Origin of the sequence: Planktotalea sp. (assembly GCF_965659345.1) — a bacterium.
GTDB lineage: Bacteria > Pseudomonadota > Alphaproteobacteria > Rhodobacterales > Rhodobacteraceae > Planktotalea.
The window spans coordinates 1-20,908 of the sequence record NZ_CBFHVK010000028.1; the positions used below are offsets into that span (position 1 = coordinate 1).

The 20,908-nt window shown below is 54.0% G+C and carries 15 protein-coding genes; 12 read left to right on the forward strand and 3 right to left on the reverse strand.

Annotated elements, in window-relative coordinates:
• Window positions 1–656 precede the first annotated feature (656 nt).
• Both ACTG3Z_RS16250 and ACTG3Z_RS16255 read right to left on the reverse strand, forming a co-directional pair.
• Entirely contained in the window at window positions 657–2,138 is a 1,482-nt protein-coding gene (locus tag ACTG3Z_RS16250) for a sulfatase family protein (RefSeq protein WP_439144064.1), read from the reverse strand.
• Window positions 2,135–2,809 (reverse strand): TetR/AcrR family transcriptional regulator, encoded by a 675-nt coding sequence (locus ACTG3Z_RS16255; RefSeq protein ID WP_439144065.1) that lies wholly within the window; start codon window positions 2,807–2,809, stop codon window positions 2,135–2,137. The genes ACTG3Z_RS16250 and ACTG3Z_RS16255 overlap by 4 nt, the downstream gene beginning before the upstream one ends.
• A 178-nt stretch (window positions 2,810–2,987) precedes the next feature.
• Here ACTG3Z_RS16255 and ACTG3Z_RS16260 point away from each other — a divergent pair, with 178 nt between their 5' ends.
• The 6 genes from ACTG3Z_RS16260 (at window position 2,988) to ACTG3Z_RS16285 (ending at window position 10,306) form a co-directional block, all read left to right on the forward strand.
• The gene (locus tag ACTG3Z_RS16260) at window positions 2,988–4,004 is read left to right on the forward strand and encodes a TRAP transporter substrate-binding protein (protein WP_439144066.1); all 1,017 of its coding nucleotides are present in this window, start codon (window positions 2,988–2,990) and stop codon (window positions 4,002–4,004) included.
• 86 nt (window positions 4,005–4,090) lie between these two features.
• Window positions 4,091–4,513: a TRAP transporter small permease gene (locus ACTG3Z_RS16265; RefSeq protein ID WP_439144067.1), complete on the forward strand. Its 423-nt coding sequence runs from the start codon at window positions 4,091–4,093 to the stop codon at window positions 4,511–4,513.
• The gene (locus ACTG3Z_RS16270; RefSeq protein WP_439144068.1) at window positions 4,503–5,819 is read left to right on the forward strand and encodes a TRAP transporter large permease; all 1,317 of its coding nucleotides are present in this window, start codon (window positions 4,503–4,505) and stop codon (window positions 5,817–5,819) included. Before ACTG3Z_RS16265 ends, ACTG3Z_RS16270 begins: the two co-directional genes overlap by 11 nt.
• 19 nt (window positions 5,820–5,838) lie before the next feature.
• Window positions 5,839–7,668: an alkyl/aryl-sulfatase gene (locus ACTG3Z_RS16275; RefSeq protein WP_439144069.1), complete on the forward strand. Its 1,830-nt coding sequence runs from the start codon at window positions 5,839–5,841 to the stop codon at window positions 7,666–7,668.
• Window positions 7,614–8,678, forward strand: coding sequence for a sulfotransferase domain-containing protein (locus ACTG3Z_RS16280; RefSeq protein ID WP_439144070.1), 1,065 nt, complete (start codon window positions 7,614–7,616; stop codon window positions 8,676–8,678). The genes ACTG3Z_RS16275 and ACTG3Z_RS16280 overlap by 55 nt, the downstream gene beginning before the upstream one ends.
• A gap of 26 nt (window positions 8,679–8,704) precedes the next feature.
• Window positions 8,705–10,306 carry a GMC family oxidoreductase gene (locus tag ACTG3Z_RS16285; RefSeq protein ID WP_439144071.1) on the forward strand — a complete coding sequence of 534 codons (1,602 nt, stop codon included), beginning with the start codon at window positions 8,705–8,707 and terminating at the stop codon, window positions 10,304–10,306.
• Window positions 10,307–10,517: 211 nt separating this feature from the next.
• Here the strand turns inward: ACTG3Z_RS16285 and ACTG3Z_RS16290 are convergent, their stop codons facing one another.
• Window positions 10,518–11,228, reverse strand: coding sequence for a GntR family transcriptional regulator (locus ACTG3Z_RS16290; protein ID WP_439144072.1), 711 nt, complete (start codon window positions 11,226–11,228; stop codon window positions 10,518–10,520).
• 222 nt (window positions 11,229–11,450) lie between these two features.
• On the opposite strand from ACTG3Z_RS16290, the gene ACTG3Z_RS16295 reads away from it, so the two are divergent.
• From ACTG3Z_RS16295 to rpoB, 6 genes are all read left to right on the forward strand, one after another.
• Window positions 11,451–12,434 carry an ABC transporter ATP-binding protein gene (locus ACTG3Z_RS16295; protein ID WP_439144073.1) on the forward strand — a complete coding sequence of 328 codons (984 nt, stop codon included), beginning with the start codon at window positions 11,451–11,453 and terminating at the stop codon, window positions 12,432–12,434.
• A gap of 35 nt (window positions 12,435–12,469) precedes the next feature.
• Window positions 12,470–13,756, forward strand: a complete 1,287-nt coding sequence (locus ACTG3Z_RS16300) for an ABC transporter substrate-binding protein (RefSeq protein WP_439144074.1) — start codon at window positions 12,470–12,472, stop codon at window positions 13,754–13,756.
• Between the two features lie 59 nt (window positions 13,757–13,815).
• Entirely contained in the window at window positions 13,816–14,679 is an 864-nt protein-coding gene (locus ACTG3Z_RS16305; protein WP_439144075.1) for an ABC transporter permease, read from the forward strand.
• On the forward strand, window positions 14,679–15,515 hold the full coding sequence (locus ACTG3Z_RS16310) for an ABC transporter permease (RefSeq protein WP_439144076.1): 837 nt from the start codon (window positions 14,679–14,681) through the stop codon (window positions 15,513–15,515). Before ACTG3Z_RS16305 ends, ACTG3Z_RS16310 begins: the two co-directional genes overlap by 1 nt.
• Window positions 15,515–16,150: an aspartate/glutamate racemase family protein gene (locus ACTG3Z_RS16315; protein WP_439144077.1), complete on the forward strand. Its 636-nt coding sequence runs from the start codon at window positions 15,515–15,517 to the stop codon at window positions 16,148–16,150. The genes ACTG3Z_RS16310 and ACTG3Z_RS16315 overlap by 1 nt, the downstream gene beginning before the upstream one ends.
• 598 nt (window positions 16,151–16,748) lie before the next feature.
• Window positions 16,749–20,885: a DNA-directed RNA polymerase subunit beta gene (gene rpoB / locus ACTG3Z_RS16320; protein WP_439144078.1), complete on the forward strand. Its 4,137-nt coding sequence runs from the start codon at window positions 16,749–16,751 to the stop codon at window positions 20,883–20,885.
• The last annotated feature ends 23 nt before the right edge of the window (window positions 20,886–20,908 follow it).

Below are 20,908 nucleotides of genomic sequence, written 5' to 3' on the forward strand. Positions count from 1 at the left end.
AAGTACCGTGGCTGTAGGCTAAATCCGTCTGGGGTAAGGGGGAGATCGGCCTCAGACCGATTTGTGCAACAAAGCCTACCCCAAACCACTTGTTCAACCTCGAACCAAAATATTGTCTGACTGTCTGCAAGCGCATCAACTTCATCCCAATAATACTTTGATTTCAATTAGCGGTGGAGATGCCTCGATTCGCAAGAAGAATGTTGGCTCTACATCTCCAGAACGTAGCTAGTGAATAGATTTGCATTTTCGGCAAATCGGTGTCTTTCTTAAGGACTGCTTAGTATTTTTTTGTGCCACCACATGCAGGTTCGCGCAAGTGAACTGTTTTTGAAGGATTAAGCGCCCCCAGTGATGTATTTAATGAAGTGGTGCGCAACTTTGCTGCCTAAAACTCGAAAAGTGACTGTAAGAAGCTAGCAAAATCTTGGCCTTTCAACGGCAATTCTTAAGCTGTAGGGCGTGGCATCAGATTGCTTTTTCCCAACCCCACCCCCTTGCGTTCGCCCCCTTCTGGGTGCGGGCCGTCTGCCGCCCCCATCTCGAACATACCGCCCGCAAGAGCGATGAAATCGTGCAGCGGCGCGACAGTCGCCTTTGAAATTCTTTGGTGTCGGTCGTTCCCCCCTGTATCAACAGGGGGTGCGCAATACGCGTTAGCTTTGCTCATAAGCGTAGACAGGCTGCCAATCGTCACCCCAAGCGTCGCGCCAGTATTGTTTGCGTTCACTGTGCTGAATAGGCTGCCCGCCTTTCCACAGATCCGCTTGCGCTTCGGCATAGGTTTCAAAGAAGGCCGCGAGTTGATCACTCAAAGCAGACACAACATCTGAAAACGCCGGGTCCGTCGCGAGGTTCTGTGTCTCACCGGGATCGATTTCCACATCAAACAACTCGTCCTCGAACTTTTGTTGCGCGCCTTCGAACCGTTTAAAGAACGCCCATTTCGGTGTTCGGATCACGCGCGTTTCTTCCTGTTCTGAGAACACGACATCCGCGCCCCAGTTGCTCAAGTCTGATCCATTGATAACCGGCATGAGCGAGCGGCTGGGCAGCGCAGTTTCAGTCTGTGCAACACCCGCGTGATCCAGAATGGTCGCAAATACATCCATATTGGAGACCATCAACTTGCTGCGCAGGCCCGTTTCAGAGGTGCCCGGCTGCCGCATGATCATTGGGATGTTGTGCGCCGCGCGGTGCATGTTTGACGGAAGCGTCGCAGCGCCATGCCCCCAAAAACCATGCTCACCCGTAGACAGCCCATGATCCGTCGTGAAAATCAGCAGAGTGTCATCCGCAATCTCAAGTCGATCCAGTGTCTCCATGATTTTGCCCACGCCGTCATCCACCATCGAAATCTGGGAATAGAAGTTGCGCAGGGTCCCCAAATCATTCGGCGCACGCATCAGCATGGAGAAATCCAGATGCTCGGACGCGTCAGAGGCGCGCAGCATATAACCATCGACCGCCGCTTTGCTCAGCCCTTGGCGCGGGATCGAATTCATCGGGCACTCCGCATAGCGCGCGGTATGGCGGTTCTCATCGGTTTCTTTTGTCGCCGGCCAATGGCCGTAAGGCGCAGGGTATGGGAGGTAGAGGAAAAACGGCGTCTCAGCTTGTGTTTGCTCCTCGATAAACTCGACACCTTTGTCGGTGAAGAAATCTACCGAGTGCCCCGGTTGGTCATAAACCTTGCCATTGTCGAAAATTTTGTTGCGATAAAAGCTGCGCACATGGCCGTCTTCGAGCGTTACCCAATTGTCGAAACCTTCAGCGGGGGACGTGGGCTGCCCGAGGTGATACTTACCCACAAGCGCCGTTGCATAGCCCTGCGATTTCAAGGCTTTGGGCAAGGTGTTCAATCCATCAAGGGAATGCCAGTCACTTGGCCAGTTGGCCATCTGCCGGTCATCAATCCATGAATGCACCCCGTGTTGTGACGGCATCATACCAGTCAGCACAGATGCTCGGCACGGCGAGCAGAATGCATTGGGACAAAACGCATTGTCGAACGTCACGCCCGTCTCGGAAAGCCTGTCCAGATTGGGTGTGTGAATTTCATCGTTACCGTAGCAGCCTAAAGTGGACGCTTGCTGGTTGTCAGTAAAAATCAGAATGATGTTTGGGTGTTTGCTCATACGGTGTCCTGAGGGGTTAACGGCACGCCCATGTAGGCCCGCAAGGTTTCTTTGAGGCCTGTCAAAACGCTGCCGTCTTCGAGGGTGAAGACGTGGTTTTTGTTGATCAGATCGTTCTGGATAACGCCGACGATCAGCTGAAAACAAAAGCTCAACCGGACCTTGGTTTCATCAGGGCCGTAGTGTGGAAAGGCGTCGCTCAACCCCTCATGCACAGTCAGCAATGTTTGCTTGGCCGTGGTGCGAAACGGGGCCCAAGGATCATCTTCATCCATGATCCTCAAATAGGTTTCGCGCAGCACGCCGCGGAACTTACTGGCGAATATGGCCCCGATTAGATCGACGAGCGCATCTAGTCCCGCACCCCCACCAAGCTGGCGCAGCTTTGCGGCAGTAAACGCCGCTTCGAACTCGCGGCTAATTCCTTGCGATGCATAGGCGCTCACCGCTCTGAAATAGGCATCTTTGTCCTGAAAACGGGTGTAGAAACTGCCCACAGAGTTGCCGCTGACTGTCGCAAGCTCGACAATTTTCAAATCATCCAACCGCCGTGTTTGCAACGCCTCGATACCTGCGTTGATAAAGCCATCGCGCGCTTTAACACTGCGGCTTTGGCGCGCTTTGAAAACGCCCGGAATGTCCTCGTGCAAATCTAATATGTCAAAGTTCATCAAAACAATAGGGCCTCCTTTGCCCGTTAGTAAATCTGGCAATTGCAGGCAGAGTCAAAGAAAAAGAAACTGAACTCATATTCTTTTTTATTGACTCAATTTGCGGCTGGCACCTACGCTCGCCTTAAATGATCCCTGCAAAAAAGCCGGGTACAGACAAAAAATAGGGAGAAAAGACATGAAACGAAGAGGGTTGATAAAGGCCGCATTGGTTGCTGCGCTTGCGACGTCCCTGCCAATCGCGGCGCATGCGCAAGAGGTCAAACTACGGGTCGCAAACTGGCTGCCGCCTGTGCATCACATGACAGATACATTGCGCGCTTGGGCAGATGAGCTTGAAAAAGCATCAGGTGGTGAAATCGCAGTCGAAATTATGTCAGCACCACTGGCAAAGCCGAACGGTCAATATGATCTGGCCAAGAACGGGATCGTCGATATCGCCTATTCCGTCGCCGCCTTTCAGCCCAAACGTTTCTGGAAGTTGAACGCGGCAGAAGTGCCGTTTGCAGCCCCAAGTGCTGAGGCCGCTGCTGTTGCCGCTTGGCGTTGGTATGAGGGCAATGGGTTCATCGAAGAAGACACCAGCGACACCAAACTACTCGCGTTTTTCGCTCATGCGCCGCACCTCTATCACAGCGCTGTACCGCTGACATCACTGGCTGATTTTGATAGCCTGAAAATTCGGGCGGGTGGCAACGGCGTGCGGATCGCAGAGATGATGGGCGCGGTGCCTGTCGGCATGCCTCCGGGGCAAACCAACGAGGCGATGTCAAAGGGTACGATCGACGTGTCACAGTTCCCTTGGGAGTCCGTCAAAGGCTTCCGCCTTGACGAAGTGTCCTCGCATCATTTGGTCATTCCGGGTGGTACATATGCTGGCATCTTCTGGATGACGATGAACCCCAAGACCTGGGACAAGCTAAGCGATGCGCAAAAGGACGCTGTGACATCTGTGTCAGGTGAGTGGGGCACACGGTTCCTGTCACAAATGTGGGACGAACAAGAAGCCGTCGGGATCGCGAAAGCGGAAGCTGCAGGCAATACGATTACGACAATGTCCGAAGAAGACACTGCCAAACTGTTTGAAATGACGCGCGTCTTTGCGGATGACTGGATCGCCAAAGCGAATGAGGCGGGCTTGGACGGGCAAGGGTTGATGAGCAATTTCAACGAAATTGCGGCATCGTTGAAGTAAGATTGGTGCTGGCAATCTCAGAAAAACTGAGCAGGCAAGCCGCACTTGGGCTTGCCTGGTTTGCTGCACTCACTTTGGTCGCAATCATGACGATGACGTTTGTGGACGTCATCGGACGCAATTTTCTCGGCCGTTCCTTGATTGGCACTGTTGAAACGGTGTCTTTGATGATGAGCGTACTGGTGTTCAGCGGGCTCGCCGTGACCGAGCTTAATCGCGGTCATATCGTCGTGGAGACGTTCCAGAGCCTGTTTCCAAGGCCCCTAAAGCGCACGTCTAAGATTGTGAATTCACTACTCGCAGTTGGCGTTGCTAGTCTGCTCCTAAATCAGCTTTTTACCAAGACGTTGGATGTACTTGCAGAGCAAGAGTTCACTATGATCCTTAAGCTGCCTTACTGGCCTGCGGCGATCTTGATGCTGATTGGATTTGCAGTCTTTTTTGCGTTGCTGGTCTTGCGCTTGATCCGTGATGTTACCGGGCCACAGGACGATCCCTATGCCGATTGAAACACTGGTTCCTCTGGTTTTTGCACTGCTGTTCTTTGTGCTTTTCCTTGGGGCAAACCTTGGCCTCGCCATGTCTGGTGCCGCCCTTTTCGGCACCACGATGATTATCGGCCAAGATGGTGCTTTGGCGTTGGCTGGGCTTTCGGTCTATGAGAGCGCGCAGAACTTTTCACTCAGCGTTATTCCCCTGTTTGTTCTGATGGGATCGTTCGCGACGAAATCTGGTATCTCCACGGATCTTTTCTCAGCGTTCAACACTTGGCTCAGACGCCGCAAAGGCGGGCTGGCGCATGCGAGTATCGCAGCCTGTGCCGCCTTTGGCGCGGTCTGTGGATCGTCCATCGCAACCGCTGCAACGATGGGCAAAGTGGCGTTGCCGCAGATGGCGAGGTTTGGCTACAGCGACAGGCTGGCCACAGGGGCCTTGGCGGCAGGCGGCACCATTGGCGTTTTGATCCCGCCCAGCGTGATCATGCTGATCTATGGTATCCTGACCGAAACCAGCATTGGCGATCTGTTCATCGCAGGCATCGTGCCGGGTTTGCTGCTCACGCTATTTTTCATGATTACAATCGTTGTGATGATCCGCATTCACCCAGCCTCCGCCCCTGACGTGGCACAACAGGAAGATGATTTTGAAAAAGACCCACAAGGGTCATCAATCAGAAAGGTCTGGGCGACGCTATTGTTGTTCATCATGGTCATCGGTGGCATTTATGCAGGCATCTTTACCCCCACAGAGGCCGCAGGATTTGGAGCCGTGGGTGCGTTATTTTTGGGCGTTGTAATGCGCCGCCTCACCCTCAAATTGATCGGCGAATGTTTGATTGAGACGGTCCAAACCACCTCGATGATTTTCTTGATCCTGATCGGGGCCATCTTGTTTGCAGGGTTTCTATCGCTGAGCGGTACACCTGCCTTGTTGGGGCAATGGATCACCGGCCTAAGCCTGTCACCGCTTGGCACCATTCTGGTGATCGTGGGCATCTACATCATCTTGGGCGCGTTTCTGGACACGATGGCGATGATCATCCTGAGCATTCCGATCTTTTTCCCGATTGTGATGTCACTGGGGTTTGATCCGATCTGGTTCGGGGTGCTGGTGGTTCTGGTGGTGGAACTGGCGCTGATCACACCGCCGCTTGGCATGAATGTCTTTATCATTCGCGGGGTTGTTCCGCATGTTCCGCTGTCGCAGATCTTCGCGGGCGTCATGCCGTTTTGTATCGCTTTGATCGCGTTGATCGTGCTAATCATTGCAGTTCCGTCAGTCGCGACGTTCCTACCTGAACTCGCAAACAGATAGCCGAACCGAAGGGATCACAATGATTTCTGTACATACAAACAAAGCAAACGCAGCCATCGCAAACCGGCTGCCCCTCGCGCGCGCGGATGCAGAGCGGGATGCATCGCGTGGATGGCTCGCATCGCTCAAAGGTCCGGTGATGCGCGCAGATGGCGGCGTAGCGTGGGACCCCGCATGGTTTGATTTCCTGGCAACCGACTGCCCTGACACGGCCAACCCGTCGCTGTGGCGTCACGCGCAGCTCAACGCCAAGCACGGGCTGTTTGAGGTCACCGACGGTGTGTGGCAGGCGCGCGGCTGCGATTACGCCAACATGACGATTATCCGCGGTGATTCTGGCTGGATTTTGGTCGACCCGCTGATGACGTCTGAGAGTTCTGCCGCCGCTTTGGCCCTAGTCAATGACACGCTCGGGCAGCGCCCCGTCAGCGCGGTTTTGGTGACGCACACGCACCCAGACCACTTTGCCGGACTGCGCGGTGTAACGTCCGACAATCCGCCGATTTATGCGCCTGAACATTTCATGGATTACGCCGCTGCCGAAGGGGTGCTGGGCGGCAACCACACATCGCGCCGCGCGGTGGATCAATTTGGTATTGCGCTGCCCATCGGCCCTGAGGGTATGATCGACGGTGGAATCGGCAAGACCGTGGCGCGCGGCAATCGCGGCTTTGTGGTGCCGACCGATTACATCAAGGCTACCGGTGAGAAACGCATCATCGACGGCGTGGCGTTTGAATTCCTGATGGCGTCGGGCACTGAGGCTCCTGCCGAGTTCACCTTTCTAATGCCCGATCATGGCGTTCTTTGCATGGCCGAAGTCTGCACCCAAACCATGCACAACGTGCTGACCCCGCGCGGCGCGGAAGTGCGCGACCCGCTGCTCTGGGCGCGAGTCATCGATGATGCACTCTGCCGGTTCAGGGATCGCACTGACATTTTGATCAACAGCCACAACTGGCCCATCTGGGGGCGCGAGGGTGTTGAGCAATTTATGCTCGAACAGCGCGACATTTATAAGTTCACCCACGACCAGACGCTGCGGCTTGCAAATCATGGGATGGGACCGGATGAGATCGCAGCAGCACTGCGAGAACCTGACTTCCTGAGCGAGGCGCTCCATGCCCGTGGCTACTATGGTACGCTCGCCTTCAATGCCCGGGCGACCTATCAAAAGTACTACGGCTTTTTTGATGGCCGTCCCATCAGCCTAAACCCGCTGCCGCCAGAACAACTGGGCGTGCACTACGTTGAGGCTTTGGGCGGAGTGGGTCGCGTTTTGGAGCTGTCTGAAAAGGCGGTGTCAGAGGGCAATCTGCAATGGGCCGCGACGCTGTTGAACCATGCAGTTTTCGCGCATGAGGACAGCGCCAAAGCCCCCCTTGCAGAGGTTTACCGCAACATGGCCTACGGCGAGGAAAGCGCGATTATGCGTAACATTTACCTCGCGGGCGCGCAGGAATTAGAACAAGGCGCGCCGCGTCTTCAGGGGGCAGGAGGACGCAATAGTGACCTTGCCGCGACGCTTGGGTTAAAAGACTGGTTCGATGCAATGGCCGTGCGCCTGAACCCGGAGAAAGCGCGAGATGTTAGCTTTGCGATCCGGTTCATTGTTGACGGTGAAGCCGCCGTTGTGAGCGTTGCGCGACAGGTAGAATTTGCGCGCATCGGGGACACCGCCAGCGCTGTCGATTGTGCTGTGACTCTTGGAGCGGAAGACCTTGAAGCACTGGCGGCGGGAACCCTGAGCGCCAAAGATTTAGACGTTTCAGGCGACATAAAGGCGCTAACCCAGTGGCTGAACCTGCACGATACTTTCGACCTTTGGTTCAACATCGCAACTCCATGAAGTCAGCAAAATCTCACATTGAATGGACTGTTGAGGGCGCGCGGCAAGCAAGAGCGAACGCTGAAGTTGAGCAAGGGCGGTTTCGCAAAGCTATAAGCCCGATAATTGCGCGTGGTATAAGCACCAAGAGCAAATTGGCCGCAGCATTCGTCGGGCACAAAGCCTATGACAAACAGTTGTCAAAAGTCGCGCAGCATATGAACCGTAATCGGGATGCATTTTCGCGCTATACACCGCGACAAGGCGATGTGGTTGTCTCGGCCTATTTCAAAGCGGGCACCAACTGGATCATGCATGTGTGCCATCAGATTTGCTACCTCGGCGAAGCTGAGTTCGAGCATATTCAGGATGTTATCCCATGGCCTGACGCTGCTGAGCCGCGTTTTTGGATCAATGTGCATGACAACACGGTCCGACAAACGCCGACAGGCTTGCGGGTGATCAAATCCCACCTGCCAGCAAGCCAAATCCCGATCAACGAAAGCGCCAAATACATCGCTGTGACCCGTGATCCAAAGGATTGCGCTGCGTCTGCCTATCATTTTTTCCGATCATTGGTGTTCGGGGCCGCCATGCCACCACCAGACGTTTGGCTTGCGCATTTCAGGTCTGAGGAGCCGAACTTCGGCCGATGGGATGTGTTCACTGACGAATGGTACCGGCTGGGTCAGAACGAGAATGTCCTATTCTTGTGCTTTGAAGACGTGAAGCGTGACAGCATGGGTGCCATTGCTCAGATCGCCCAGTTTCTGGGGGTTCGCCTTACGAATGAACAGCTTGAGCGCGTCGCGCATTTGACCTCTGTAAAGGTCATGAAAGCGATCAACCATAAATTCTATCCAGCCCGTCAAAGCCGCTTTACCGACCCAAACGGCAAGATCATTCGCAAAGGGCGCGTGGGGGACGCGCCCACCTTGTTCACGCGAGAAGACCTTGATGCGTTTGACACCCATTGGAAAAACGCGCTTGCTGCGCTCAGCAGTGAATTTCCCTATGTCGAACGCTATTGACGAGATTGATAAAGGACCGTCACAGAATGAGTCATGCTATAGAATTCGACTACGTCATCGTCGGTGGTGGGGCCGCAGGATGCGTTCTTGCAGCAAGGTTAGCCGCTGAAAGCGATGGCACTGTCGCGCTGCTGGAACGCGGCAAGCAAGACACCAACAGATGGATCCACATTCCTGCGACCTTCTTCAAGGCATTGCAAAGCGAAGATGCGGACGCGGTCGTCTCGGAGCCGGACGCGTCGCTGAATGGCAACCCGTTTCCCGTGCCGCAAGGGCGTGTTCTGGGGGGCGGGTCATCGGTCAATGGAATGATTTACATGCGCGGCCAGCATCAGGACTATGATGATTGGGCGGACGCACATGGCTGTACTGGCTGGGCCTTCGAGGATGTGCTGCCAACGTTCAAACGGCAAGAACAGAACACGCGCCTCATGGATGATTTTCATGGGGGCCAAGGCAAACTGATTGTCGATGATCCAGCGACGCCACACCCTGTTTCAAAGATGGTGATTGAGGCAGCGGTGGCCGCAGGCATCCCGCGCACGGATGATTTTAACGGTGCCAAACAGGAAGGGGCAGGGTGGTATCAGGTCACCGCATCGGACGGGCAACGTCAGTCTGCGGCGACGTGTTTTCTGCGGCCTGAGTTGCACCGCGAAAACCTGACAATCCTCACCAACTATCATGCACAGCGAATACGGACCGAGAACCGGCGCGCGACAGCCGTTGAGGCAAAGGACAACGCGGGCCAAGACGTGAGCGTCATGGCGCTTCGCGAAATCATTTTGTGCGCGGGCAGCTTCCATAGTCCCAAGCTGTTGATGCTTTCGGGCATCGGCCCTCGTGATGAGCTGGATCGGCACGGTATTGATATCGTTTTTGAGTCTGACGAAGTCGGGCGCAACTACCAAGATCACGTTGGCGCGCCTGTTACGCGCCGTCTTGATGGCATCAAGGGCCTGTTTGGTGCGGATCGAGGGTTTGCAGCGCTCAAAAACGGCATTGATTATTTTGGCTTCAAACGCGGCTTGCTGATGTCGAACCTGTTGCAAGCGGGCGCATGTGTTGACACGGATGGCTCTGGTCGGCCCGATGTCCAATATAACTTTGCACCTTTTGCACCCGGTGCCCCTGGCGCGCCGCCGCTGCCCTTTCACGCTGTGCAAGTTCACCCCATGACCATGCGCCCCAAGTCGCGTGGCAGGCTCGGCCTGAGGTCGAAAGACGCCTCTGATGCGCCAAAGTTCTTGTCCAATGCTCTGGGCCATATGGACGATCTGGATACATTGCGGCGCGGAGTGCGTCTGGCGCGGCGCATTTTTGAGCAGATGGGCCCAAAGGACAACGTTGGCGAAGAAGTCTGGCCTGGTCCGAATATCGACAGTCGGATCGGGTCGAACAATCTAGACGATGCCATTCGTGAACATGCGCGAACGATCTTTCATCCCGCAGGCACCTGCCGCATGGGACCAACGCCAAGCGCCGTTGTCGACCTTGAATTGCGGGTGAACGGTATTGAAGGATTGCGCGTTGCTGATTGCTCAGTCATGCCCGCGCTGGTGTCCGGTAATACCAACGCGCCAACAATGATGATCGCTGATCGGGCTGCCGACTTTATTTTAGGCTGACCTTGGGACTTTTGCAGCGACGTATTTCTAGCGCATTTTGGTATCTCTACAATGCGCATGGATGACCGGTTATTTCGCCGTTTTGCTGCACAACGCGCCAACCAGCAAAAAAGGGAGACGAAGCGTGCTTTCGGCGTTCTTGAGTGGATGTCAGCTGAACTTCTCAAGGCAGATATTTGCATGCACCTTTGAGACCAATTTACAAATCCCATTAAGGTTCATCGTTTGTTTGCAGCAATTCCCGCAAATTGTGTGTTTGAACTGGGCGGTCACGCAAATCGAGGGCTGAATTCAGGTCGACCAAGTGGCTTCGCATCAATTCTTCTGCATTTTGTTCATCCCCGTCGGCAATTGATTGCACGAGTGCATGATGGGCATGGCTTTCGCATAGCGCACTTTCGCGTCGCCAATAGAGCGCTATGACCAGCGAGGAACGGGCGATCAAAGTTTCGATAAATCGCCCGATTGTGTCTTGGTCTGCGATACGCGCAATTTCGATATGGAAGCGCCCTGACAGGTTCAACGCGCGGCCACCATCGCCTGCATCCAAGGCCACATGCTCCTCGGCGATATGTTCATTCAAAATTTTAATGTCGCGGGGCGTGGCACGGCTGGCGGCAGAACGGGCGGTGCGGGGTTCCAGCAATGCGCGGGCTTCAAAAACTTCGCGGGCTTCTCGCGGGGTCGGGCTTGCGACAAAGGCCCCCTTGTTACGCTGAATGTCTACAAGCTGGACATGTGCGAGAGATTGGAGCGCCGCGCGCACAACCGTGCGAGACACGTTGTAGATTTCGCCAATTTCATCTTCACCGAGCTTTGTCGCGGGCACGAGACGATGCTCGTGGATCGCCAAAGCCAGCGCATCAGCTACCTTTTGCGTCGCATCCTTCGGTTTGGGGTGTGAAACGGATAGTACCGACATGAGCGTTCCTTCAGAATCACTGATGCCAGAGACATGGCGCGTGAACAAGGTAGGGTAAAATTGTATACAATGTGATATTAATATTGTGTCCAATAATGGGGCATTGAGCATTAAGAACGCTCAATTTTTCGCCAGCGGTTAGAACTCCCGTCGCAAATCCTAAACATTGTTTGAACTTGCTCCATCGCAAGCACCCTGATGGTTTCAACGAAGGGGCTTTTGATGAGCACAAAACATGATCTGGAACTGTTAAGCGTCACCAAACGCTATGGTTCAACTGTCGCAGTCGATGCGATCAATCATAAATTCCAACCTGCCACTTATACCTGTCTGCTTGGTCCTTCGGGGTGCGGAAAGTCATCTACCCTGCGGATGATTGCAGGTCATGAAAGCGTGACTGAGGGGTCGATTTTGCTGTCAGGGCGTGACGTTTCCGCTTTGCCACCCGCAAACCGCGGCACGGCGATGATGTTTCAGAATTATGCACTATTTCCACACCTTAGCGTACGTGACAACGTCGCCTTCAGTCTGAAAATGAAGGGCGTAGACACAAAAGAGCGCTACGCCACCGCTAATGAGATGCTGGAGCTGGTGGATCTGACAGATTTGGCCGACCGCTTGCCGGAGCAGCTGTCAGGGGGGCAGCAACAACGCGTTGCACTTGCCCGGGCTCTGATCACCCGCCCTGAGGTGTTGCTGCTCGACGAGCCGCTGTCCGCGCTCGATCCGTTCTTGCGCATCCGGATGCGGGGTGAGTTGAAAAAGCTGCAAAAAGAGCTGGGCATCAGCTTTATCCATGTCACCCACGGACAGGACGAAGCACTAGCGCTGGCTGATGAAATCGTCGTGATGAATGACGCCGTGATCGAACAGGCAGGGGCCGCGCGTGACGTATTCAACGCCCCAAAAACACGCTTCGTCGCGCAGTTTATGGGCGGGCACAATGTCATTGCATTGCCTGAAGGACATTTCGCAATTCGCACTGATGCCGTTGCAATAACTGCGCCAACGAAGGGCACCATGGACGCACAAGTGACCGCCGTTGAATACCAAGGCACCCATGTCTCGTTGTTGTCGCGCATTGCTGGCGACCAAGAAGTCACGGCGCTTGTGCCCGAAGCCCAATATTTCACGACTCCGCATCACCCTGGCGACCAGATTGGTCTGCATTGGGATGCCACTAATCTTCACCAACTGACCGCATAAAGCGCGGCACTTCACCACCGACAAGGAGACGACGAATGACTAAATTTACATCAAGAACCGGCCTTAGCCGCCGCACATTGCTCAAAGGTGCCGCATCGACGGCGATTGCCGCTGGTTCCACCACCCTTGGCGCGCCAATGCTTTGGGCGCAAAACATCAAAGATGTAACCTTGCGCCAGTTTGGCACAGGGGTATCCAACCTCAATGATGTCGCCAATAAAGTTAAAGAAGATTTGGGCTTTACGCTTGAAATGACGGCGCTTGATACGGACAGCGTGACACAACGCGCAGCCACTCAGCCCAACAGCTTTGACATCGCCGATATCGAGTACTTTATTTGCAAAAAGGTCTGGGCCGCTGGCAACATGCAGGCAATGGACACATCCAAGATCGCGAATTATGACAAGATTGCTGGTACATTCCGCAGCGGTCTTTTGACACCGACAAGTACAATTGCACAGGGCACAGCACCACATACAGTCGGCTTTACGTCAGGCCCGAACGGTACAGATTTCGTGCAAGAAGAATCTGGTTGGATGACCCTAATCCCAACGATCTACAATGCTGATACGCTCGGCATCCGCCCTGATCTGATTGGCCGCCCGATCAACAACTGGTCCGAACTTTTGAACCCTGAGTTCAAGGATAAAGCATCGATCCTCGATATCTCGTCTATCGGCATAATGGACATGGCGATGGTCGTGGAATCCATGGGCGAATATACTTACCCCGACAAAGGCAACATGACAAAAGAAGAGATCGACCTGACGCTCGGCATCTTTACTGAGGCCAAGAAAAACGGTCAGTTCCGCGCGTTCTGGAAGTCCTTTGATGAAAGCGTCAACCTAATGGCGTCCGGCGAAGTTGTGATCCAGTCCATGTGGTCGCCTGCGATCACAGCTGTCAAATCCCAAGGTATTCCATGCGTCTACCAGCCGCTCGAAGAAGGGTACCGGTCATGGGGTGGCGGTTTGGGTATTTCGGCGGCGCTGTCTGGCATCGAGCTAGATGCAGCCTATGAGTACATCAACTGGTACCTTTCCGGCTGGGTCGGCGGCTATCTGATGCGTCAGGGCTATTACTCTGCTGTGCCCGAGACGTCGAAAGAGTTCATGACCGCAGACGAATGGGGCTTCTGGTACGAAGGCAAAGCTGCCGCAGGCGACATCTTGTCCCCAACAGGTGACAAGCTGGCAGGTGCGGGCGAAGTTCGCGATGGTGGCGCATTCCTTGATCGCATGGGATCAGTTGTGTGCTGGAACTCTGTCATGGACGAGAACCAGTACATGGTTCGTAAGTGGAACGAATTTATCGCCGCTTAAGACAGACCAACGGGTGCGCCATGCGGCGCACCCACCCCCATCCAATACAAAGAAGACCCATGAAAAAGCTGTTAGAAAATCGCAATGTGACCGGCTGGTTGATGGTATCCCCCCTTGCGGCGATCCTTATGGTCTTTCTTGTGATGCCGATTATTCTCATCGTAGTTGTCAGCTTTTGGCGCGCGACCGAATTTTCCATCATTCCGGCCTTTGAATGGGATAATTACGAGTTTCTGTTTGGGTCACCCGTCACTTACACCGTTTTTCTAAACACGTTCAAATATGCGTTCATTACATGGGCGTTTACCTTGGCCATCGGGTTCACCGTTGCCTATTATCTGGCTTTCCACATTCGAAGCCTGACATGGCAGGTTGCATTGTTTTTGCTCTGCACAATCCCGTTCTGGACGTCCAACATCATCCGCATGATCAGCTGGATTCCGTTCCTCGGGCGCAATGGCATTGCCAACACGACCTTGATCTCATGGGGCGTCATTGATGAACCTGTCGAGTGGCTTTTGTTCAGTGATTTCGCCGTCATCCTCGCCTTCGTGCATCTGTACACGCTTTTCATGGTCGTCCCGATTTTCAACACGATGATGCGGATAGACAAATCCCTGATCGAGGCTGCACGAGATGCAGGCGCAAGCGGCGTGCAGATTTTGTGGAACGTCATCATTCCCCTGACCAAACCGGGGATCATGATTGGAACCATTTTCGTGGTCACACTGGTAATGGGCGATTTCATCACCGTGCGGTTCATGAGCGGCAGCCAATCAGCCAATGTGGGCCGCCTGATCTCAAATGATATTGCCTTACTGCAATACCCAAGTGCGTCGGCCACGGCGATTGTTTTGCTCGCAACAGTGCTGATCACAATCGGCATCCTGCTGCGCTTTGTCGACATTCGGAAGGAGTTGTGATGGAACCGCGCCCAAGATCTTTCTACATCCTCTCCGCCTTCTTCTCGTTGTTCATGCTGTTCCTGTATGGCCCGACCCTGACGATTGGCATTCTATCGTTCCAAGGCGAGGGAGGCGGGCTGACCTTCCCGATGCGCGGGGTGTCGATGTATTGGTTCTATGACCTGTTCGAACAGCAAGCCGTGGGCGACATCTGGGGGAGCTTTCGCCGTTCAATCGTGTTGGGCCTGTTGGTCATGGTCACAACAGTGGTCGTCTCGGTTATTGGTGGCTTGGCCTTTCGCAAGAAATTCGCAGGCTCGGGCATCTTGTTTTACCTGATCATCACTGCACTGGTGATCCCGTCGATCCTCATTTCATTGGGTGTGGGCCTCATGTTTTCGCAAAGCGGGCTCAACGTGCATTGGTCGACCTCTGGATTTGGCGCGCAACTGACATGGACGCTGCCGTTTGGCCTGCTGATCATGTTCGCAGTCTTCAACCGTTTCGACAAAAGTTATGAGGAAGCCGCCCGCGATCTCGGTGCATCCCCTTGGCAAACAATCCGCTATGTTGTGTTGCCGATAATCGCGCCCTCATTGATTGGCGTCGCCTTGTTTGGCTTCACGCTCAGCTATGACGAGTTTGCGCGCACGCTGCTGACGGCGGGCAGCTATAACACGCTGCCCTTGGAAATCTACGGCATGACGACGAATGTCACATCTCCTGTGCTTTATGCGCTTGGCACGCTAACTACCGTGTTCTCCCTTCTGATTATCAGCATATTTCTCGCCTTGGCACTTCTGAGCAACCGACGCAAAGCCCGCGCGGTTAGTGACGCCGGAAAGGCCGTCTGATGATTGTCCTGATCAACCCCAACAGTACCGATACCATGACTGAAGCCATGGTTGGGACTGCATCAAAAGCGGGCGTGAAACTGACGGGCTGGACGTCTAAAGATGGACCCGCCGCGATACAGGGACCAGAGGACGGTGAGGCCTGCATCCCGCCTTTGTTGGCGCTGGTGCGCAAAGCCAATGATGCAGGTGCCAAGGCCATTATAATTGGCTGCTTTGATGACACCGGACTGGACGCGGCCAGCGATATAGCATCCTGTCCCGTCATTGGCATTGGCCAAGCCGCCTATCACATGGCAGTTCTTTCAGGACGCAGGTTTTCTGTAGTGACCACTTTGGACGTTTCTGTTCCGATACTGGAAAAGAACATCCACGCTTACGGCTTCACTTCTCAAATGGCCCGCGTCCGCGCCAGTGGTGTTCCCGTGTTAGATTTGGAAACCGACCCAGCCGGAACGGCGGATGTCGTGATTGGTGAAATCAAGCGTGCCGTCATCGAAGATAAAATTGATACAGTCGTTCTCGGCTGCGCCGGTATGGGACATATTCCAGCCCACGTTGGTAATATCGGAAACACGCGGCTTATTGACGGCGTCACATCAGCTGCGCAGCTTGCGAAAATACTGGCGAAGTAATCGCTCGCCTCAGGTCGCCAGATCGTTGAAGATTGGGATCGCGGTCGATAGGTGCTGGCAAGCTATGTATCAAATAGCTGCCATCTGCACGTGTCGTAGCATCTCTGGCTCTGGGTTCGGCGCGGATTCACTTATTCCACTTAAATATTCTTGACTGGTTTTGTTTCAACAGTAGAGCAAAGATCCCCCCTCCCCAAAAAAACTCTAAACCAATTCAGCAAACCCTTGCCCACACCTGCTTTTTAGCGCAGCCCCCCTTGCGTTCGCCCCCTTCACGACATATTTGAAAATTTCTGACGGCTTCGATTGATTCGACGCCGCTTTTCTGTTTGCCGAATAGGAGGTCTTGATCACAGCGTTTTTGTCCTGATCCCTCTTAATAAGAACAGAACAAAACAAAACACCCATATATACCGCGCCTCTCTCGGCAAGCCTCTGACGCACAAGAGTTTTTCCAAGACAGGACCATATGATCGAGTGCCGCGCAGTGGGACGCATGGCGAGAATGGATCACATAACTCTGTCGTCTCGACAGGATGCATCGCGGGGACCCAACCGTGCATGTGTCTGATGAGAAACTAAAAAGGTGATACCTATCATGGCTCAATCCTTCCTTGGCCAGAAGCGTTTGCGTAAATATTACGGCAAAATTCGTGAAGTTCTTGAGATGCCGAACCTTATCGAGGTTCAGAAAAGCTCTTATGACTTGTTCCTCAACTCTGGTGACGAGCCGATCCCATTGGACGGCGAAGGCATCAAGGGTGTGTTCCAATCGGTCTTTCCGATCAAAGATTTCAACGAAACCTCCATTCTGGAATTCGTCAACTACGAGCTGGAAAAGCCGAAGTATGACGTTGAAGAGTGCCAGCAACGTGACATGACATATGCCGCACCTTTGAAGGTGACGTTGCGCTTGATCGTGTTTGAAATTGATGAGGACACAGGCGCGAAGTCTGTAAAGGATATCAAAGAGCAAGACGTCTTCATGGGCGACATGCCATTGATGACGCCAAACGGTACCTTCGTTGTGAACGGTACAGAGCGTGTTATCGTTTCCCAGATGCACCGCTCTCCCGGCGTGTTCTTTGATCACGACAAGGGCAAAACGCACAGCTCCGGTAAGTTGCTGTTTGCTTGCCGTATCATTCCATACCGCGGCTCATGGCTCGACTTCGAGTTCGACGCGAAAGACATTGTCTTCGCACGTATCGACCGTCGTCGTAAGCTTCCTGTCACAACGCTTCTTTATTCCCTTGGTCTCGACCAAGAGGGGATTATGGATGCATATTACGACACCGTTGAGTTCAAGCTGAAAAAGAACAAAGGTTGGGTCACCAAGTTCTTCCCAGAGCGGGTTCGCGGCACGCGTCCAACATACGACTTGGTCGATGCCAAGACGGGTGAAATCATTGCGGAAGCCAACAAGAAAGTGACGCCGCGCGCAGTCAAGAAATTGATCGATGCGGGTGAAGTCTCTGAATTGTTGATCCCATACGATGCAATCGTTGGCAAATTCATCGCCAAAGACATCATCAACGAAGAAACTGGTGCGATCTACGCTGAAGCTGGTGACGAGTTGACGCTGGAAATGGACAAAGACGGCGATGTGATCGGTGGTTCCCTCAAGGATCTGATCGATGCGGGCATCACCGACTTGCCTATCCTTGACATCGACAACGTCAACGTTGGCGCATACATGCGCAATACGATGGCGGCAGACAAGAACATGAACCGCGAAACAGCACTCATGGACATCTACCGTGTGATGCGTCCGGGTGAACCGCCCACCGTCGAAGCGGCGTCCAACCTGTTTGACACGCTGTTCTTTGATAGCGAGCGTTATGATCTTTCCGCGGTGGGCCGCGTAAAAATGAACATGCGCTTGGCGCTTGATGCTGAAGATACGCAACGCACACTTCGCAAAGAAGACATCGTTGCTTGTATCAAAGCATTGGTTGAGCTGCGCGACGGCAAAGGCGATATCGACGATATCGACCACCTTGGTAACCGTCGTGTACGTTCTGTCGGAGAGCTGATGGAAAACCAGTACCGCGTTGGTTTGCTCCGCATGGAGCGCGCGATCAAGGAGCGTATGTCCTCTGTCGAAATCGACACAGTGATGCCGCAAGACTTGATCAACGCGAAACCAGCGGCTGCGGCTGTGCGTGAATTCTTCGGTTCTTCGCAGCTGTCGCAGTTCATGGACCAAACCAACCCGCTTTCTGAGGTTACGCATAAGCGTCGTCTCTCCGCGCTTGGACCAGGTGGTCTCACACGTGAGCGTGCCGGCTTTGAGGTGCGCGACGTGCACCCAACGCACTACGGTCGCATGTGCCCAATTGAAACGCCGGAAGGCCCGAATATTGGTCTCATCAACTCCCTCGCGACATTCGCGCGCGTGAACAAGTATGGCTTCATCGAAACACCTTACCGTGTTGTGAACAACGGCACAGTGACGGACGAAGTTCACTACATGTCCGCGACTGAGGAAATGCGCCACACAGTGGCTCAGGCAAACGCCAACCTCGACGAGAACATGAAGTTCGTGAACGATCTGGTTTCCACACGTAAATCGGGCGACTACACTTTGTCGCCGAATGAAAATGTGGACTTGATCGACGTATCACCCAAGCAGTTGGTCTCTGTCGCGGCCTCGTTGATCCCGTTCCTTGAGAACGACGACGCGAACCGCGCGCTTATGGGCTCCAACATGCAACGTCAGGCGGTTCCACTGCTTCGCGCCGAAGCCCCACTCGTGGGTACAGGCATCGAAGAAGTGGTTGCGCGCGATAGTGGCGCTGCGATCATGGCGAAACGCGCAGGCGTGATCGACCAAGTCGATGCCCAACGTATCGTTGTACGCGCAACGCATGATCTAGAGCTTGGCGATGCGGGCGTAGACATCTACCGCATGCGTAAATTCCAGCGTTCGAACCAAAACACCACGATCAACCAACGTCCGTTGGTTAAGGTTGGTGATACAGTTCAAAAGGGCGAAGTCATTGCTGACGGTCCATCCACAGATATGGGTGAACTCGCGCTTGGTAAGAACGTGGTCGTCGCGTTTATGCCTTGGAATGGCTACAACTACGAAGACTCGATCCTGATCTCTGAGCGTGTTTCTCGTGATGATGTCTTTACGTCTATCCACATTGAGGAATTCGAAGTCGCAGCCCGTGACACGAAGCTTGGCCCAGAAGAAATCACACGCGATATTCCAAACGTCGGTGAGGAAGCCCTGCGCAACCTCGACGAAGCAGGTATCGTATACATCGGCGCAGATGTTGAGCCGGGTGATATCCTCGTGGGTAAGATCACGCCAAAGGGTGAAAGCCCGATGACGCCAGAAGAAAAACTTCTTCGTGCGATCTTTGGTGAGAAGGCCTCTGACGTACGCGACACGTCACTGCGTGTTAAGCCGGGTGACTTCGGAACAGTCGTAGAAGTACGTGTCTTCAACCGCCACGGCGTTGAAAAAGACGAACGCGCGCTTCAGATCGAGCGTGAAGAAGTCGAACGTTTGGCACGTGACCGTGATGACGAATTGGTCATCCTTGATCGTAACATCTACGCGCGCCTTAAGGGCATGATTATGGGCAAAGTGGCTGTAAAAGGCCCGAAAGGCGTCAAGCCAAATGCCGAGATCACCGAAGAGCTACTGGAGACACTGACCCGTGGTCAGTGGTGGCAGTTGGCCCTGAAGGACGAGAAAGACGCGCAGATCGTTGAAGCCTTGAACGAGCAGTATGAAGTGCAAAAGCGCACTTTGGATGCGCGTTTTGAGGATAAAGTCGAGAAAGTCCGTCGCGGCGACGATCTCCCACCCGGTGTGATGAAGATGGTCAAAGTCTTCGTTGCTGTGAAGCGTAAGCTTCAGCCAGGTGACAAGATGGCGGGTCGTCACGGCAACAAAGGTGTTATTTCCAAGGTTGTACCGATGGAAGACATGCCGTTCTTGGCCGATGGTACGCCTGTTGACTTCTGTTTGAACCCGCTTGGTGTTCCTTCGCGTATGAACGTGGGTCAGATTTTGGAAACCCACATGGGTTGGGCCGCACGCGGTCTGGGTCTGAACATCGATGACGCGCTTGGCGATTACCGTCGCAACGGCGATCTGACACCTGTGAAAGAGGCGATGCGCCTTGCTTACGGCGATGACGTCTATGCGGAAGGTCTTGAGGGTCTTGATGATGATGCATTGTTGGAAACAGCAGGCAATGTCACCAACGGTGTGCCTATCGCGACGCCGGTCTTTGACGGCGCGAAAGAGCATGACGTGAATGACAGCCTCAAGCGTGCTGGCTTCTCTGAAAGCGGTCAGTCGGTCTTGTTTGACGGTCGTACAGGCGAGCAATTCGCGCGCCCCGTCACGGTAGGCATCAAGTACCTGCTGAAACTGCATCACCTTGTGGATGATAAAATCCACGCGCGTTCTACAGGACCATATTCCTTGGTCACACAGCAGCCGCTGGGTGGTAAAGCACAGTTCGGTGGTCAGCGCTTTGGTGAGATGGAAGTCTGGGCACTTGAAGCTTACGGCGCCGCCTACACGCTTCAGGAAATGCTCACCGTCAAGTCGGACGACGTCGCTGGCCGTACCAAGGTCTATGAGAGCATCGTCAAAGGTGAAGACAACTACGAGGCTGGCGTGCCAGAGAGCTTTAACGTTCTCGTCAAAGAAGTCCGTGGCCTTGGCCTGAATATGGAACTCCTGGACGCGGAGGAAGACGAGTAAGGGTGCGTGCAAAGCACGACACC